The organism is Streptomyces sp. NPDC002845 (assembly GCF_053591955.1).
Window position 1 is genome coordinate 127,428 of record NZ_JBSFUU010000011.1, and the last position, 17,203, is coordinate 144,630.

Consider the following 17,203-nt stretch of genomic DNA (forward strand, 5'->3'; position numbering starts at 1 on the left):
CGCCCCGCATCTCGCGTGGCGTCTTCCGCCGTACCGAGGCGTGACCACTTCCGTCTCCCCGGCGCATCCCCCTTCTCCCTGCCTTGTCTCTCGTCCGTGAAAGGACCTCACCCCATGACCACCACACTCGAACGTCCTCCCCTCCAGCAGCAGCCCTCCACCCAGGTCTCCGGTGTCGTCGACATCGCGCAGGGCGGGCAGGGGCATCTGCGTACCGCGGGCTGTCTGCCCGCCCCGAACGACCCACAGGTCCCGGCCGCGCTGATCCGCCGGTACGGCCTCCGCAAGGGCGACACCGTCGTCGGCGTACGCGGCGGTCAGCGCGGCCTCACCGAGGTCGAGCAGGTCAACGGCCGTACGCCTCAAGAGCTGCGCGGCCGCCCGCACTTCCGTGACCTCGTCCCCCTGCACCCCCACGAGCGCCTGCGCCTCGAACACCCGGCGAGCGGGCTGAGCGGGCGTCTCATCGACCTCGTCGCACCCGTCGGAAAGGGCCAGCGCGGGCTGATCGTGGCCCCGCCGAAGACCGGCAAGACGGTGCTGCTCCAGCAGGTGGCGGCCGCGATCGCCGGCAACCACCCCGAGTGCCACCTGATGGTGGTACTGCTCGACGAACGGCCCGAGGAAGTGACCGACATGCGGCGCTCGGTGCGGGGCGAGGTGTACGCGTCGACGTTCGACCAGACGCCGAAGCAGCACATCGCGCTCGCCGACCTCGTCGTGGAACGCGCCAAGCGGCTCGTGGAGCAGGGCGAGGACGTCGTGATCCTGCTGGACTCGCTCACCCGGCTGTGCCGTGCGCACAACAACGCGGCCGCCTCCGGTGGCCGCACTCTCAGCGGTGGTGTCGACGCCGCCGCCCTGCACGGCCCGAAGCGGATCTTCGGCGCCGCCCGCAACGCCGAGGACGGCGGCTCGCTCACCATCCTGGCCACGGCCCTGGTGGAGACCGGCTCCCGGGCCGACGACTTCTTCTTCGAAGAGCTCAAGGGCACGGGCAACTTGGAGCTCCGCCTCGACCGCGTCCTCTCCGACCGGCGGGTCTTCCCGGCCGTCGACATCACCCCGTCCGGCACCCGCCGCGAGGAACTCCTCCTGTCCGCACACGAGTTGACGACCGTACGAGGGCTGCGGCGCGCCCTGCAGTCGCGGGACGGCCAGGCGACCCTGGAAACCCTGCTCGAACGGCTGCGCGCCACCCCCGACAACGCGGCCTTCCTGCGGCTGGTCAAGCCGACACTGCCCGCCTCTTGATGCATCCGGGTACTCGATCCACCCGCTCGGCCCCGGTAACCGGGCGCGACGCGCCGCCCGTTCCTACGTTGGCGGAATGACCATCGGATTCTCCTCCCGCGCCGCCCTCTCCTGCTCCGCCCTCTGCATGGTCGGCGCCCTGGCTCTCGCGCCGTACCCGGCCTCGGCCGTCAACAGCCCTGATCCGGGCACACCGAGTCCGGTGGCCTCACCGCAGCATCCGGCGGCCTCACCGAAGCAGCAGCCGTCCTTGAACCGGCCCGGGACGCATGTACGCCCGCGCGCCGGAACACCCGGGCTGCCGCGGGACGTCACCGCCCTGTCGTGGCTCGTGGCCGACGCCGACAGCGGTGCGGTGCTGGCCGCGCACGACGCGCACCGCAGGCTGCCGCCCGCCAGCACCATCAAGGCGCTGTTCGCGCTCACCGTGCTGCCGGCTCTCCCCGCGGGCACCCCGCACACCGTCAGGCGCGAGGAACTGACGGGCATCGGCGCGGGAAGCAGCCTGGTCGGGATCAAGGAGAAGCGAACGTATCGCGTGGCCGATCTGTGGCGTGGTGTCTTCCTCAGTTCCGGCAACGACGCCGTGCGCGTGCTGGCCGCGATGAACGGCGGCTGGCGTACCACGGCCGCCGACATGCAGGCCAAGGCGCGCGCTCTGGGCGCCCGCGACACGCGGGTCGTCTCCCCCGACGGCTACGACGCGCCGGGCCAGGTCTCGTCGGCGTACGACCTGGCGGTGTTCGGGCGGGCCGGGCTGCGCAACGCGGAGTTCGCCCGGTACTGCGCCACGGCGCAGGCCATGTTCCCGGCGGGCGGCTCGTCGTACGGCATCCAGAACACCAACCGCCTGCTCACGGGCGCCGGGGTCAGACGCTATCCGGGGCTGATCGGCGTCAAGAACGGCTACACCAGCAAGGCCGGCAACACGCTGATCGCCGCCGCCCGCCGGGGTGGCCGGACCCTCGTCGTGACGGTGATGAACCCTCAAGCGGGCGGCGGGTTCGCCGTCTACGAGGAGGCGCGCTCACTGCTCGACTGGGGCTTCGACGCGGCCGGGCGCGTCGAACCGGTGGGTTCGCTGGTGCCGCCGAGGCCGGTGGCGCAGGCCGGGCCCGACGACCCGTCACCCGCCGTCAAGGAGGAGGCGACGGGGCCCGGCTGGTCGGAGGCGGGCACGATCGCGGGCGCGGCCGGGTTCGGCGCGGGGGCCGTGGCGCTGGCCCTGCGGCTCAAGGCGGGCCGGCTCGCCCGTGACTGACCCGTCGGCTCGCCGATGGGGAGCCACAGCAGCAGGCCCAGCGTGATCCATACGTATGTGTTGCCGCCGAGGAAGCCGTCGACGCCGGACGCGTCGTCGAACCACAGCCAGACGACACTGCCGCACAGCACCGTGTACAGACAGGCCGCGACCGGCAGCAGCCGCCGGTGTCTCACCAGGACCGCGAAGGACGGCAGCAGCCACACCAGGTGGTGCACCCAGGTGATCGGGCTGACCAGGCACGCGGCCAGCCCCGTGAGGGCGAACGCGGCCGTCAGGTCCCCCTCGCGCACGGCGCGACGGGCGCGCCACGCCCAGACGGCCAGCACCGCGACTACCAGCAGTGCCCACACCGCACGGCTCGGTTCCCCGGGTGCCGCGAGCCTGGCCAGGACGCCCTGCAGCGACTGGTTGGAGACATAGGAGAGGCGGCCGATGCGGCTGGTGTCCCACAGGGCCTCGGTCCAGTAGAAGCGGGAGGCGTCCGGGGCGATCCAGGCCGCCGCCGCGGTGGCGGCCACGGCGACGGCGGTCGCGAGCCCGGCGGCCCGGCGGCGCCCGGCGAGCAGGAGCAGGCCGATGAAGATGGCGGGCGTCAGTTTCACGGCCGCGGCCAGACCGATACCGACGCCCGCCCATCGGCTCCGGCCGGTGGACAGCAGCCAGGCGTCGCCGAGCACGAGGGCCAGCAGCACAAGGTTCACCTGACCGAAGCTGAAGGTGTCCCGGAGCGGTTCGAACAACGCCAGCCCGCACAGCGTCAGGCCGATCCCGAACCAGCCGGGCCGCCGCAGCGGCGGCCCGGCGAGGACGTACAGCACGAACGCCAGCGCCGCCAGGTTCAGCAGCAAGCACAGCGCGACGGCGGTCTTCAGCCCGACCAGCGCCATCGGCAGCATGCCGACGGCGGCGAACGGCGGGTAGGTGAAGCCGTACGTCGTCCCCGGCACCCGGTAGTCGTAGATCCGGCCGTCGTGGTGGATCCAGGTGTCGACGGTGCCGTGGTAGACACGCAGGTCGAACCAGTCGCGCAGCAGGGGGACGGTCGCGGTGAAGACCGCGACGGCGGTGGCGAGGGCGAGCAGCACCACCACGCGGCCACGGTCCGTGGCGGGCAGCCGGAGTGGTCTCATGCCGTGCGCTCCCACACCGCTGCCCGGGTCGCCTGGTGGGCCTGCCAGAGCACGACCACCGCGAGGACCCCGCCGGAGACGGCCAGCGCTATCTGCTCGGCGTCGGGCGGGCCGCCGCTCGGCAGCACGCCGAGGGCGAGTACGGCGCTGGCGGCCGCGACCCGCCCGCGGACGGAACCGTCGGGTGCCGAGGCAGCGATGAGGAACAGCCCCCACAGCGCGTACCAGGGCCGGATCGCCGGGCCGAGCACGGCCACCGCGGCGAGGCTGAGGCCCAGCGCGTAGAGCGGGCCGGGCCGCAGCCGGAGCCATATGAACAGGACGACGGCCAGGGTCGCCGCGAGTCCGGCGGCGCGCCAGGCGGGCAGCGCGAGGGGCGCGAGGTCGCTGCCGAGCTCGTGGAGCGCGGCGGCGGTGGCGCGGCCGAGGACGCTGGTGGGCGACCAGTTCTCCGGGGACACCGGGGTCTTGAGGGCGCCGATCCAGCCGTATCCCGTACCGGCGGCGGCGGTCGCCACGACAGTGGTCACCAGCGCGACGGCCACGGTCGCCAGGGTCGTCCGCACCCAACGGGCACGGCCCCTCATCACGATCACCGCCAGCAGGCCGAGTGCGGCGGGCGCCTTGACCAGCGCGGCAAGCGTCACAAGGGCGGCGCCGAGCAAGTACCAGCGGCCCCGCGCGGCCACCAGGCCCACGCCGAGGAGCCCGAGCATGACGGCGTCGTTGTGCGCCCCGGCCACCAGGTGCAGCAGCACCAGCGGGTTCAGCGCGCCCAGCCACAGGGCGGCGGCCGGGTCGGCGCCGCTGTGCCGGGCGAGACGGGGCAGCGCCACCGCCATCAGGGCCACCCCGAGCAACGCGACCAGCCGCATACCGAGCAGCCCCGCGGGCAGCCGCCCCTCGGTCAGGCCGGCCAACCCGGAGGCCAGGGCGAGGAAGACGGGCCCGTACGGCGTCGCCGTCTGCTGCCACATCGGCGCCACCTCGTCGGCGAGCGGGCCGCCGAGATGTGCGGGCCCGTGCGTGTAGACGTCGAGGTGCGCGTCGACCATGGCGCCCTGGGCGAGATAGCTGTAGACGTCCCGGCTGAACAGCGGTGGCGCGAGGAGCAGCGGTGCCGCCCAGAGGGCCAGGACAGCCAGCAGGGCGCGGGGAGCCGGCGGCTCGGGACCTCGTACGACCTTGCCCAGCAGCGCCCACGCGGCGATCAGCAGGACGACGCCGAAGTACACGCCGACCAGCCCGAGCGCTCCGCGTCCCGACGCCGGTGAGAGCAGGTCGCGGACCGGTAGGGCGCCGGCGGTCTCACCGCCCAGGGCGAGGCTGGCGGAGCCGGCGAGGCCCAGTACCTGGCAGCGGCGGAGGTCGACGGGGAAAGCCATGGCCAACACCGGGGAAGCGTGGCAATTCCGGGTGGCCGGAAAGCGACGTGGGGCCCTCCGGGCGGGGGCCGGGGTGTTACGGGTGCGTGGTCGACTGCGGGGTCGTCGTGGCAGGTCGCGCCCACGCGGCGGAGCCGCACCATGTCACAGCCCCGCGCCCCTGACTGCGTCGGCGACACCGTATGTCTATAAGTCCTCCTTCTTCAGAAAACCGACAGGCCCGTCAGCGTCGTGAAGCGGTCCAATGCCGCCACGCCTGCCACCGAGTTGCCGCGCTCGTCCAGGCCGGGGCTCCAGACGCACAGGGTGCAGCGGCCCGGTACTACGGCGATGATGCCGCCGCCGACGCCGCTCTTGCCGGGAAGGCCGACGCGGTAGGCGAATTCGCCCGCCGCGTCGTAGGTGCCGCAGGTGAGCATGACCGCGTTGACCTGCTTGGCCTGGCTGCGGGTGAGCAGGCGGAAGCCGTCGGCGCGGACGCCGTGGCGGGCCAGGAAGGTGGTGGCGAGGGCGAGGTCGGCGCAGGAGGCATTGAGGGAGCACTGGCGGAAGTACTGGTCGAGGAGGTCCGGCACGGGGTTGTCGATGTTGCCGTAGGAGGCCATGAAGTGGGCGAGGGCCGCGTTGCGGTCGCCGTGCGCGGTCTCGGAGGCGGCGACCTCGTGGTCGAAGTCGAGGCCGGGGTTGCCGCTCTCCGCGCGCAGGAACGACAGCAGTTCCCCCGCCGCGTCGCCGGTACGGGTCTGGAGGCGGTCGGTGACGACCAGGGCACCCGCGTTGATGAAAGGATTCCGCGGGATGCCGTTCTCGTACTCCAGCTGGACCAGGGAGTTGAAGGGGTTGCCGGAGGGCTCGCGGCCCACGTGCTCCCACAGGACGGCGCCTTCGCGGGCCAGGTCGAGGGCGAGGGTGAAGACCTTGGTGATGGACTGCGTCGAGAACGGCTCGCGCCAGTCCCCCACGCCGTACACCGTGCCGTCCAGCTCCGCGACGGCCATGCCGAAGCGGCGCGGGTCGCAGGCGGCGAGCGCCGGGATGTAGTCGGCGGGACGGCCGCGACCCGGCGTGCGCTCCATCTCCTCGGCGATGCGCTCCAGGACCGGCTGGAAGGTGAGGGACGACGTCGTTGTCATGATCACTATTGTGCCTCCCGCCGGTCCTGGTGCGTCACCGCAGGTCAGGCGACGGGGGAACCGCTGCCCGCGAGCACCTCGGGCCGCAGCAGTTCCTCCAGGCGCTGGGCGGGCAACAGGCCCTTCTCCAGGACGAGTTCGGCGACGCCGCGGCCACTCGCCAGTGCTTCCTTCGCGATGTCGGTGGCGGCCTCGTACCCGATGTGCGGGTTGAGCGCGGTCACCAGGCCGATGGAGTTCTCCACGGCCGTGCGCAGACCTTCCGCGTTGGCGGTGATCCCGTCGACACACCGCTCGGCGAGGGTCAGGCAGGCGGCCCGCAGGTGCGTGATGCTCTCCGACAGGGAGTGCAGGATGATCGGCTCGAAGGCGTTGAGCTGGAGCTGGCCCGCCTCCGCCGCCATGGTGATGGTGACGTCGTTGCCGATCACCTCGAAGGCGACCTGGTTGACGACCTCGGGGATCACCGGGTTCACCTTGCCCGGCATGATGCTCGAACCGGCCTGTACGGGCGGCAGGTTGACCTCGTTGAGGCCCGCGCGCGGCCCGGAGGAGAGCAGCCGGAGGTCGTTGCAGCTCTTGGAGAGCTTGACGGCGATGCGCTTCAGCACGCCCGACATCTGGACGAACGCGCCGCAGTCCTGGGTCGCTTCGACCAGGTTGGCGGCGGTGACCAGCGGCAGCCCGGTGATCTCCGCGAGGTGGCGGCGGGCCGACTCGGCGTATCCGGCGGGGGCGTTGAGGCCGGTGCCGATGGCTGTGGCGCCGAGGTTGATCTCCTGGACCAGCTCGACGGCCTCGGCGAGTCGGCTGCGGTCCTCGTCGAGCATGACGGCGTACGCGGAGAACTCCTGGCCCAGGGTCATCGGTACGGCGTCCTGGAGCTGGGTGCGGCCCATCTTCAGGACGTCCCGGAACTCGACCGCCTTGCGGGCGAAGGCGTCCTGGAGCACGGCCATCGCCTTGAGCAGTTCGCGCACCGCGAAGACGGTCGCGATCTTCACGGCGGTCGGGTAGACGTCGTTGGTCGACTGGCCGAGATTGACGTCCTCGTTGGGATGCAGGTGCTGGTACTGGCCCTTCTCATGGCCCAGCAGCTCCAATGCCCGGTTGGCGACGACCTCGTTGGCGTTCATGTTGGTCGACGTGCCGGCGCCGCCCTGGATGACGTCGACGACGAACTGGTCGTGCAGCTTGCCGTCCCGGATCTCCCGGCAGGCCTCGACGATCGCCGCCGCCTTCTCGGGGGCGAGCAGGCCGAGTTCCTCGTTGGCTCGGGCCGCCGCCTCCTTGACTGCGGCCAAGGCGTCGATCAGGTGCGGGTAGGTGGAGATCGGGGTGCCCGTGATGGGGAAGTTCTCCGTGGCGCGCAGGGTGTGCACGCCCCAGTACGCCTCGGCGGGGACGTCGCGGTCGCCGAGCAGGTCGTGTTCGCTGCGGTGGGTCGCGGGGGCGGCGGTCATGGCTGTGCGGGCCTTCTTTCGTGGAGGTGTGGGTGGGGCGAACTGGGCGTGCGGCGTCTTTTGCGGTTTTTGCTCGCCCCCGCCGCCCCTACCCGTCCCATCCCCAGGGGCTGCCGCCCCTTCGACCCCGCTGGGGGTGCGGGGTGAGTGGGCAGTGAGCGGGTGGGTGAGAGCTGGGGTGCCTGGAGTGGGAGGAGTCGTTCGGGTGAGTGGGGGGTGGGTCGGGGGTGGGTGGCGTGGGTTGTGGGTCGGGGGTGGGTGGCGTGGGTTGTGGGTCGGCGGTGGGTGGCGTGGGTTGTGGGGTGGGTGCGGGTTGTTTGTGGCTGGTCGCGCAGTTCCCCGCGCCCCTTAGCCCGTCCGGCGTTTGAGGACGAGGCCGGCGGCCGATTCGCCAACCACCCAGCCGCACACACCCAACCCAGACACCCCTCAGCCCGTCCGGCGCTTGAGGACGAGGCCGCAAGGCCGATGAACCACCCACCCGCCCGCACTCACCCGGGGGTCCGGGGCGGAGCCCCGGGGATGGGACGGGTAGGGGCGGCGGGGGCGAGTAAGGAGCACGCGGGACGGCCTACGGGTGCGGGAGTGGGTCGAGGGCGCGGGCCGGGCGGATGTGGCCGACCACCGTCCCGCCCCCGAGGAGCGCCTCGCCCGCGAACTCGGCGAGGGCCACGGGGTCGACGCCCGCGCGGGCGAGGGCGGCCGCGGCGACAGGCACCCGCGCCCGGTTCGCCCCGTCGGCAATCTTCACGGCGACGGCGCGCCCGTCCGGGAGCGCGGCGACCTGGACGCCCTCGAAGCCGTCCTTGGCGAGGAGCCCGGGCACGGCGCGCATCAGCGCGGCCACGTCCCGCCCGGAACCGGACGCCATCTCGGCGTGCTCACGCATCGCGTCGGCCACCACCCGCTCGGGGGTGCCGGGCGCAGCGGTGGTGATGCGGGCGGCGGCGCGCGCGAGGCCGTGCAGCGAGACGGAGAACAGGGGCGCGCCGCAGCCGTCGACGGTCACCTGGGCGACGCGCTGCCCGGTGAGCTCCTCGACGGTCTCGGCGATGGCCCGCTGAAGCGGGTGGGCGGGGTCGGCGTAGTCGTCGAGGGACCAGCCGTTGAGCCTGGCCGTGTACAGCATGGCCGCGTGCTTGCCGGAGCAGTTCTGCGCGAGCCGGGACGCCAGCCGGCCCTCGCGCACCCAGGCGTCCCGTACGACCGGATCGAACGGCATGTCCGGCACATTGCGCAGGTCGTCCTCGGCGACCCCGGCCAGCTCCAGGATCCGCCGGGTCCCGGCGAGATGGCGCTCCTCACCGGAGTGGCTGGCCGCGGTCAGCGACAGCAGCTCGCCGTCCAGCGGCAGCCCGGCCCGCAGCATCGCCACGGCCTGCACGGGCTTGAGCGACGAGCGCGGGTAGAAGGCCGCCTCGATGTCGCCGAGCTGGAACTCCACGTTGCCGTCGGCGTCGAGCACCACGACGGAGCCGTAGTGGATGCCTTCGACGACCCCGCCGCGTATGAGGTGGGCGACGGGCGCGTGGAGCGGTTCCCGGATCACGGGAGCCTCGGCCACGGGAGCCACCGAACTGTCGTACATCACTGTCTGGTTCACGCATCCACTCCAGCCACTCCGGCGGACTTACGGGCGATCCGGCCGCGTACGCCGAACCACCCCCCTGCCAAGGCCGCGACGATCAGCGGCAGACACAGCACCGTCATACGGCCCGCGCCGCCGTCGGCGTACATGAGGACCAGCACCGACACGAGGAGGAGCAGGGGCACCGGCTCGGTCCATGGGGAGCCCGGCAGCCGGTAACCCGGCCTCGCCGGCTCGCCGTTCCGGGTCTTCCGCCAGAACAGCAGGTGGCAGACGGTGAACCCGGGCACGAAGCCCGCCAGGGCCGTGGAGCGCAGGATGCGGCCCGGCCCGCCGGTCTCCCGGTCGGCACGGCGTCTTTCCCGGAGGGACTCGCTCACTCCTCGGGTCCGCCTTCCGTGGGGGTGTCCGTGCGCGGGGAACGCACGATGTCGGTGAGGGTGGTCTCGACGCGGTCGAGGTGGTGGGACATGGCCTCCACGGCGTCGTGCTCGGAACCGTCGATCAGCGCCTCGACGATCGCCCGGTGCTCGCGGTTGGACTGCTCGCGGCGGCCGCCCAGCTCGTTGAGGAAGGCCGACTGGCGGGCCAGCGCGTCCCGGATCTCCTCGATGACCCGGCGGAAGACGGGGTTCTGGGCGGCCTCGGCGACGGCCAGGTGGAAGAGCGTGTCCATGGCGACCCACGCGGTGGTGTCGGTCTCCCGCTCCATCCGGTCGAGGAGGTGGGCCAGGTGGTCCAGGTTCTCCGGGGTGCGGCGCCGCGCCGCGTACCCGGCGACCGGGAGCTCCACGTGGCGGCGCACTTCGAGCAGGTCGCTCGCCGCGTAGTCGCCGAAGGTGGGGTCCTCGACGGCGCTGGCGATCACGAAGGTGCCCTTGCCGGTGTGGGATCTCGTGAGGCCCATCACCTGCAGGGCCCGCAGCGCCTCGCGGAGCACCGGACGGCTCACTTCGAGCCGCCGGCAGAGCTCGGCCTCGGAGGGGAGCTTGTCGCCGATGGCGTACTCGCCGCGCTCGATGGCGCCGCGGAGGTGGCCGAGGACCGCTTCCATGGCGCTGACGCGCCGCGGCACCGGGCCACCTGTCTGGCTGTCTGACAGGTTCACGCAGCGATCCTGCGGGTGACAGGAGGGTGCTGTCAAGCGGCGGCGGGTTCGCAGGCCGACCGGCGGCAGCTCGGCGCGGCCTTGTTGATCAGGGGAAACGGTGGCAGTCATCGGCCACAGTCGTACGGCGGCCGGGTAAGAGCCCCTGCCTCACGCCCATACGGCCTGGGCGAGCGACACCCCCACGAAGGCGGCGCCCAGGCCCGCCACCACGCTCGCGGCCACGTTGGCGGCGGCGTAGAAGCGGGCGCCGTCCTGGGCGAGACGCAGGGTCTCGTACGAGAACGTCGAGTACGTGGTGAGCGCCCCGCACAGCCCCGTGCCGACGAGGAGCCGCAGGTCGGAGTGGGCGGCGCCCGCGGCCACGGCGCCGGTGAGCAGACCGAGGAGCAGGGAGCCGACGACGTTCACGGTGAAGGTGCCCCAGGGGAAGACCGTGTCGTGCCGGGACTGGACCGCGCGGTCGGTGAGATAGCGCAAGGGCGCGCCGACCATACCGCCGACGATGACGAGCACCCAGTTCACGACGACCTCTTACCCTTCGTACCCGTCCCGCCGGTCGTACCCATCCCGCCGGACTTGTCGCCGGGCTGGTCACCGGCCTTGTCCTCGCCGCCGGCGTACCGGATGACCTCGCAGCCGTCGAGGATCACGAGACCCTCGGTGACGAGTTCGTCGAGCTGCGGGAGGAAGCCGCGTACGCGGTCCTCAGTGTCCACGATGACGACGGCGACGGGCAGGTCCTCGCTGAGCGACAGCAGCCGCGTGGTGTGGACGACCGAGGAGGCGCCGAAGCCCTCGATGCCCCGGAAGACGCTCGCCCCCGCGAGGCCCGCGGCCCGGGCGCGGTGCACGATCTCGGAGTAGAGCGGCTTGTGGTGCCAGGTGTCGTGCTCGCCGATGAAGGCGGTCAGCCGGAGGGCGCGGCCGGTGAGTCTGGTCACGGGAGCCTCCGGGGTGCGGTTCGCGTGCGCCTCGCCGTCGCCGGCCTTCGAGATGCGGTCCGCGTGCCCGTCGCCCTCGCCGGCCTTCGAGACGCGGTCTGCGTGCGTCCCGCCGTCGCCGGCCGTCGCGGCGCGTCGGCCCTGAGCCATGTCATCGCTGCCTCCATGCGAGTGCCCGGCGTGCCGCCGTCACCGCGAGCCAGACCGCGACGAGGGCTGCGAGCAGGGTCGCGGCGAGGTAGGCGAGGGCGGTTCGGGGGTGCCCCTCGTCCACCAGGGTCTGGATGTCGACGGCGTATGTCGAGAAGGTGGTGAAGCCGCCGAGTACTCCGGTGCCGAAGAACGGCCGCACCAGCCGGTGAGCCGCCCATACGTCGGTGATCAGGACCATGAAGAGGCCGATCACGAAGCATCCGACGATGTTCACGCCGAACGTGGTCCAGGGGAATCCGCCCGACGGTGCGGGCCACAGCAGCGACGCTCCGTAGCGGGCGGCGGCGCCGACACCACCGCCGAGCGCGACCACGGCGACGACCGGCCCCTGCCCCTGCCACACGGACCGTCGCCGGCCGGGCGGGCGTACGGCGACGTCGGGGGTCTCGACCCGGTCGGGGTGCGGGACTGTCATGTGCGTACGTCTCCTACTCGCCGGGGCCCGGCCACCGCCGGGCACGCTCCGTCGCAAGCAGGGACCGTTGGCGGCACCGGCGCCGCGGTTCGGGTACGGCGGGCCCCACCGCCGCGCCGCGAGGCAAGATCGCGGCCGGTCAACAGGGTAACGCGGGGGTCGGCAACGGTGCACGCGGGTCGTCCGGGGCCACCCGAGTAGGCCGTTCGGGTGACGTCACCCGGTGTCGGGCAGCCCCGTGCGGTCAAGGTTGAGGCGGGCCTACCGAGCCGGACGAAGAATTGGTAAGAAAACCGACGTAGGCTCTGGAGACGCGCCAATCGCCGTTCTGCATGGGACGAGAGGACCGGCGGATGGCGCGGCCCGCACCTCCGGCGGCCGCCCGGGAGCGTTGCCCGGAGGGAACAAGGCAGTTCCGCGTGGTCCCTCCCCCACACCGACTCCCCCAGAGCGCATCCGTGGCTCCACCGGTTTGCTAAGGACGACGACGTGTCCGACTTCTCCTTCCCCACCCATTCGGCCCCCGCTTCCCCCGTCCGCACCACCGACCAGGTACGCCCGCACACCTCCGCCTCGCCCGACGCCCCGGCCGGGGTGGCCCTCGTGACCGGCGCGTCCTCGGGCATCGGCGCCGCGGTGGCGCGGCGGCTGGCGGCCGAGGGCGGCTGGCAGCTCCTGCTCAACGGCCGCGACCGGACCCGCCTCGCCCGCGTCGCCGCCGACACCTCGGCCACGGCGTTCCCCGCGGACCTCGCCGAGCCGGGTGCGGACCGGCGGCTGACCGACGACGTGCTGGACTCCGTCGGGCGCGTGGATCTGCTCGTGGCGGGCGCGGGCGTCGGCTGGGCCGGACCGTTCGCCACCATGCCGCCGCCCGCCCTCGACGAGGTCCTCTCCGTCAACCTGGTGGCCACGGTCCGGCTCGTCCGACTGCTGCTGCCGGGCATGATCAGCCGTGGGACCGGCCGCGTGGTCCTCATCGGTTCCATCGCGGGCTGTGTCGGCGTGCGCGACGAAGCCGTGTACTCCGCGGCCAAGGCGGCGGTGGCCACCTTCGCCGACGCCCTGCGCTACGAACTGCGCGGCACGGGCGTGGGGATCAGCCATGTCGTCCCCGGCGTCGTCGACACCCCGTTCTTCGAACGCCGTGGCGCCCCCTACCACCGGTCACGTCCCGCGCCAGTGCCGCCCGAACGCATCGCCGACGCCGTCTGGCAGGTCGTCACGCAGGACCGGGACGAGATCTTCGTACCCTCCTGGCTGCGCCTGCCGGGACGGCTGCGCGGTGCGGCCCCCGCCTTCTACCGCCGTCTCGCGGCCCGCTTCGGCTGACCGGTGACCGGGCCGTGCTCCGTCCCGGGCACGTGTTCGGGGACGACCGCGGAAAGGGCCCGCTCGCCGTTGCGGCCGGGCCCTCGTCGGTCATCTCTTTCGAGGTCAGCGGTGGCTGAACCACGACATCGCGGGCAGCGCCCGGTCGTCGTAGCCGAACAGTGCCTGGTTCTCCCAGCCGTTGCCGCCCACGGCGGTCCAGGTGGACTCCCATTGAAGTTCTCTCCCGGATGAATCCGGGAGACTCTCCCCTGGATCGCTCCGGGGAGTTTGACAGGTCATGTCTGTCCGACGACGACCCTTCCGGCCGCTGGAGCAAGTACGGGACTCACTCGGGTTGTTGGGGACTTGGTTGTCGTCCCCGACGGTGCACTGAGCGTACCAGATGCGTTACAGAGTGATGCTGTTCGGTGCTCCGCACCGCAAGGCCGAGGATGCGCTTCACCTCCCCCCCCCGTAAACGGAGGAGCGCTGCGCAAGATCAAAGGTAGAACGACAGGCCGATGACGTCGAACTTCACGCCGCCCGCGACCGCGCTGTCGAACCACCAGCGGGTGCCGGACAGATCGCCGCCCTCGGCGAGGTGCAACGCCACGGTCGTAGCGGAGTTGACCGCCTTGACCGCGTCGTAGCCGGAGTTGAGCAGCCCGGCGAGCTGCGACCAGTTGTCGGTGGAGCCCTCGTTCCAGAGCATGCCGCCGTTGATCTCGTTGCCGACCTGGACCATGTCGGCCGTGGTGCCCTGCGCCTTGAGGGCGTTCAGGACGTCGTACGTGTGGTTGTAGACGTCCGACCTGAGCTGGTTGTAGGAGTGTCCGGCCCAGGCGGCGGGCTTGGTCTGGTGGCCCGGGTCGGCCCAGGTGTCCGAGTAGTGGAAGTCGACCAGCAGCTTCATGCCCTGCGCCTTGATGCGCTTGGCCATCGCGAGCACGCGCGTCTTGTTGTTGTAGCCGTCGGCGGGGTTCACCCAGACCTTCAGGCGCGCGTAGTTCTGCCCGGCGTTCTTCAGGATGGCGAGCGCGTCGCCGGTCGAGCCGGAGCTCCACCGGTAGGCGCCTCCGAGCGCCTCGCTCTTGGCCAGTGACGAGACGTCGGAGCCCTTGATGGACAGGCCCGTCGAGCCCGATGTGAAGGTGACGTCGTCGACGTTGATCCAGTTGCCCGCCCTGGCATCGGAGTTGATGCTGATCGTGCACTGGTTGTTCGTCACCGCGATGGACGTGACGATCCGGATCCAGCCGTTGGAGGAGACCGGGATGTCGGTGCGCTGCTCGGCGCTGCCGCAGTTCCGCAGCGCGATGTACGCGGAGTTCTGCCCGCCGCCGGAGCGCACCCAGGCGGTGAGCTTGTAGGTGCCGTTGGTCAGCCCCGACAGGTACTGGTAGGTCTCGACCTTGTAGGCCGAGGACGACCAGTGGGAGAGACGGTAACTGCCGCTGCGGCCACCGGACTCGGTGAAGGAGGCGGCGTTCTGGCCGCCCGCCGAGTACGTCGACCAGCCGGCCGGCGTCGCGGTCCCGGTGCCGTCCGACTCGAAGCCGCCGTTGGAGAGCGTTGAGGCGGCCTGGGCCGAAGTGGCGGGCAGGGTGGTGAGTGCCAGGCCCGCGAAGAGCGGTATCAGCAGGGCCTTGAGTGAGCGTCTCGCGTGGAACATCGTCGTCCCTTCGACGAAGGTGGGGACTTGCGGGGGGGGGTGCGGCGGCGCCGTGCCCGAAGGCCTGGACACGGCGCCGCCAGGGTCGGCCGGACGTCCCCCAGGAATTCCGGCCGACGTTCGGGGGGTGGTGGCCCGGGGCTGGGGACAGCCGCGGGCCGGGTGCAGCCGTCACGACGTACGGCTGCGGGGGCGGCCGTCGCAGTACGGGGCTCGGGGGGGGAGCCACCGCGTGCGGCCGCCCGGATCAGGTGTCGAGTCGTACGACCCGGACGGCGCCGGCAGGCACGGACAGGCGGCCCGCGGCGCGCTCCCCGGTCAGCAGCTCGGTGCCGTGCGCGTCCAGCGGCACCTTGGCGTCGAGCGCGGTGTGGTTGACGGCGAACAGGAAGGTGCCCGACTCGCCCGTGCGGCGCACCACTTCGACATCGCGCGGCAGATCGGCGCGCGGCGCGATCCGGGCGTCGTCGGCGGCCTGGCCGAGCAGGGCGTCCAGTCCCTGCGCGTCGAGCCGGGTCGACACATACCAGGCGGAGCCCTCGCCGAGCCGGTGCCGGGTGACGGCGGGGTGGCCCGCGGTGAGTCCGTCGGCGTACGTCCACACGGTCTCGGCGCCGCGCGGCACCACGAACTCGGTCCAGACGTCACCGGTGAGTTCACAGCCGTCGGGTCCGGTGACGCGGACGCTCTCCCCGGCGAGCAGCGGTGAGAACTCCTCGACGTTCAGTCCGAGGACGTCCCGCAGGGCGCCCGGGTACGCGCCCTCGTGGACGGCGTCGTGCTCGTCGACGATGCCGGAGAAGTACGAGACGACGAGGGTGCCGCCGTTCTCTACGTACGCCTTGAGGTTGTGCCCGGCGGCCTCGGTCATCAGGTACAGGGCGGGGACGACGACAAGGGGATAGGCCGACAAGTCGGCTTCCGGGTGGGCGAAGTCGACCGTGAGGTGGCGGTCGTAGAGGGCCTCGTAGAAGGAGTCGGCGCGTTCGCGCGGGTCGTGGTCCTCGCTGGGGCGCCACTGGAGGTTCTGCGCCCACCAGGAGTGCCAGTCCCACAGGACGGCCACGTCGGCAACAGTGCGGGTGGAGCGGATCGGGGCCAGCGAGTCGAGGGAGGCGCCGAGTTCGACGACCTCGCGCCAGACCCGGGTGTCGGTGCCGCCGTGCGGGAGCATCGCCGAGTGGAACTTCTCGGCGCCGCGCCGTGACTGGCGCCACTGGAAAAACAGGGCGCCCTCGGAGCCGCGCGCCACGTGGGTGAGGGAGTTGCGGGCCATCTGGCCGGGGGCCTTGGCGGGGTTGCGGGGCTGCCAGTTGACGCCGGACGTGGAGTGTTCGAGCAGCAGCCAGGGGGCGCCGCCCGCGACGGAGCGGGTGAGGTCGGCGGCCATGGCGAGGTTGACGTGGGTGCGGCGGCCGTCGGTGATCAGGTAGTGGTCGTTGGTGACGAGGTCGACCTCGCGGCCCCAGGCCCAGTAGTCGAGGGAGTCGCACTGGCTGAGCGCGGTCATGAAGTTGGTGGTGACCGGGACGCCGGGCGAGAGGCGGTGCAGGATGTCCCGCTCCCTACGGAAGTTCTCGCGGATGGTGGCGTCGGCAAACCGCTTGTAGTCCAGCGCCTGGCCCGGGTTGCCGACCGTGGGCGTCACGCGCGGCGGGTTGATCTGCTCGAAGTCCGCGTAGCGCTGGCCCCAGAACGCCGTGCCCCAGGCCTCGTTGAGGGCGTCGACCGTGCCGTACGTCCGGGCGAGCCAGCGGCGGAAGTGGGCGGCGCAGGAGTCGCAGTAGCAGGCGGAGACCGGGACGCCGTACTCGTTGTGCACGTGCCAGAGGGCGAGCGCCGGGTGATCGGCGTAGCGGGTGGCGAGTTGGGTGGTGATGTCGGCGGCGGCGGCCCGGTAGTCGGCGTTGCTGTGACAGATCGCGCCGCGGGAGCCGAACTCGTAGCGCGTGCCGTCGGCGGCCACCGGCAGCGCCCCGGGGTGCTCGCGGTAGAACCAGACGGGCGGTACGACGGTCGGCGTACCGAGGTCGGCGCGGATGCCGTTCTCGTACAGCAGGTCGAGCAGACGGTCGAGCCAGCCGAAGTCGTACGCCCCGCGCGAGGGCTCCAGCAGTGCCCAGGAGAAGATGCCGACGCTCACCATGGTGACGCCCGCCTCGCGCATGAGCCGGACGTCCTCGCGCCAGACGGTTTCCGGCCACTGCTCGGGGTTGTAGTCCCCACCGAAGGCGAGCCGGGTGAGGCCCTTGGGGGTGGTCTCCGGCATGGATCTCTCCCGTTTAATCGATCATTTGGGAACGTGCACACACAACGTTGT

The 17,203-nt window shown here is 72.1% G+C and carries 12 protein-coding genes and 3 pseudogenes; 3 read left to right on the forward strand and 12 right to left on the reverse strand.

Annotated elements, in window-relative coordinates; translation table 11 throughout:
- Nucleotides 1-114 precede the first annotated feature (114 nt).
- Nucleotides 115-1,254, forward strand: a complete 1,140-nt coding sequence (gene rho / locus ACWD3C_RS10630) for a transcription termination factor Rho (protein ID WP_451142220.1) — start codon at nt 115-117, stop codon at nt 1,252-1,254.
- A 127-nt stretch (nt 1,255-1,381) separates the two neighbouring features.
- A pseudogene (locus ACWD3C_RS10635) lies at nt 1,382-2,182 on the forward strand (D-alanyl-D-alanine carboxypeptidase family protein); the annotation flags it as partial.
- An 83-nt stretch (nt 2,183-2,265) separates the two neighbouring features.
- Here the strand turns inward: ACWD3C_RS10635 and ACWD3C_RS10640 are convergent.
- The 10 genes and pseudogenes from ACWD3C_RS10640 to crcB (ACWD3C_RS10685) form a co-directional block, all read right to left on the reverse strand.
- On the reverse strand, nt 2,266-3,648 hold the full coding sequence (locus tag ACWD3C_RS10640) for a glycosyltransferase 87 family protein (protein ID WP_451142222.1): 1,383 nt from the start codon (nt 3,646-3,648) through the stop codon (nt 2,266-2,268).
- Nucleotides 3,645-5,033: a polyprenol phosphomannose-dependent alpha 1,6 mannosyltransferase MptB gene (gene mptB, locus ACWD3C_RS10645; protein WP_451142224.1), complete on the reverse strand. Its 1,389-nt coding sequence runs from the start codon at nt 5,031-5,033 to the stop codon at nt 3,645-3,647. Before mptB ends, ACWD3C_RS10640 begins: the two co-directional genes overlap by 4 nt.
- 203 nt (nt 5,034-5,236) lie before the next feature.
- Nucleotides 5,237-6,166, reverse strand: a complete 930-nt coding sequence (locus tag ACWD3C_RS10650) for a glutaminase (protein ID WP_451142226.1) — start codon at nt 6,164-6,166, stop codon at nt 5,237-5,239.
- Nucleotides 6,167-6,210: 44 nt separating this feature from the next.
- Complete coding sequence (aspA, locus tag ACWD3C_RS10655) at nt 6,211-7,629, reverse strand: aspartate ammonia-lyase (protein WP_451142228.1); 1,419 nt, start codon at nt 7,627-7,629, stop codon at nt 6,211-6,213.
- 571 nt (nt 7,630-8,200) lie between these two features.
- Nucleotides 8,201-9,217: an asparaginase gene (locus ACWD3C_RS10660; protein ID WP_451142284.1), complete on the reverse strand. Its 1,017-nt coding sequence runs from the start codon at nt 9,215-9,217 to the stop codon at nt 8,201-8,203.
- Between the two features lie 11 nt (nt 9,218-9,228).
- Nucleotides 9,229-9,492, reverse strand: a pseudogene (locus ACWD3C_RS10665) (amino acid permease); the annotation flags it as partial.
- Between the two features lie 101 nt (nt 9,493-9,593).
- Entirely contained in the window at nt 9,594-10,271 is a 678-nt protein-coding gene (locus ACWD3C_RS10670; RefSeq protein WP_451142286.1) for a FadR/GntR family transcriptional regulator, read from the reverse strand.
- A 204-nt stretch (nt 10,272-10,475) separates the two neighbouring features.
- Nucleotides 10,476-10,850 carry a fluoride efflux transporter CrcB gene (crcB, locus tag ACWD3C_RS10675; RefSeq protein WP_451142230.1) on the reverse strand — a complete coding sequence of 125 codons (375 nt, stop codon included), beginning with the start codon at nt 10,848-10,850 and terminating at the stop codon, nt 10,476-10,478.
- A complete protein-coding gene (locus ACWD3C_RS10680) occupies nt 10,847-11,269 on the reverse strand; it encodes a DUF190 domain-containing protein (protein WP_451142288.1) in 423 nt (140 codons plus the stop codon). Before ACWD3C_RS10680 ends, crcB (ACWD3C_RS10675) begins: the two co-directional genes overlap by 4 nt.
- Before the next feature lie 151 nt (nt 11,270-11,420).
- Nucleotides 11,421-11,897: a fluoride efflux transporter CrcB gene (gene crcB, locus ACWD3C_RS10685; RefSeq protein ID WP_451142232.1), complete on the reverse strand. Its 477-nt coding sequence runs from the start codon at nt 11,895-11,897 to the stop codon at nt 11,421-11,423.
- A 489-nt stretch (nt 11,898-12,386) separates the two neighbouring features.
- Here crcB (ACWD3C_RS10685) and ACWD3C_RS10690 point away from each other — a divergent pair, with 489 nt between their 5' ends.
- Nucleotides 12,387-13,229, forward strand: coding sequence for an SDR family NAD(P)-dependent oxidoreductase (locus ACWD3C_RS10690; RefSeq protein WP_451142234.1), 843 nt, complete (start codon nt 12,387-12,389; stop codon nt 13,227-13,229).
- A 105-nt stretch (nt 13,230-13,334) separates the two neighbouring features.
- On the opposite strand, the pseudogene ACWD3C_RS10695 reads toward ACWD3C_RS10690, so the two are convergent.
- A pseudogene (locus ACWD3C_RS10695) lies at nt 13,335-14,883 on the reverse strand (glycoside hydrolase family 53 protein).
- A gap of 247 nt (nt 14,884-15,130) precedes the next feature.
- A complete protein-coding gene (locus ACWD3C_RS10700) occupies nt 15,131-17,152 on the reverse strand; it encodes a beta-galactosidase (protein ID WP_451142236.1) in 2,022 nt (673 codons plus the stop codon).
- Nucleotides 17,153-17,203 lie beyond the last annotated feature (51 nt).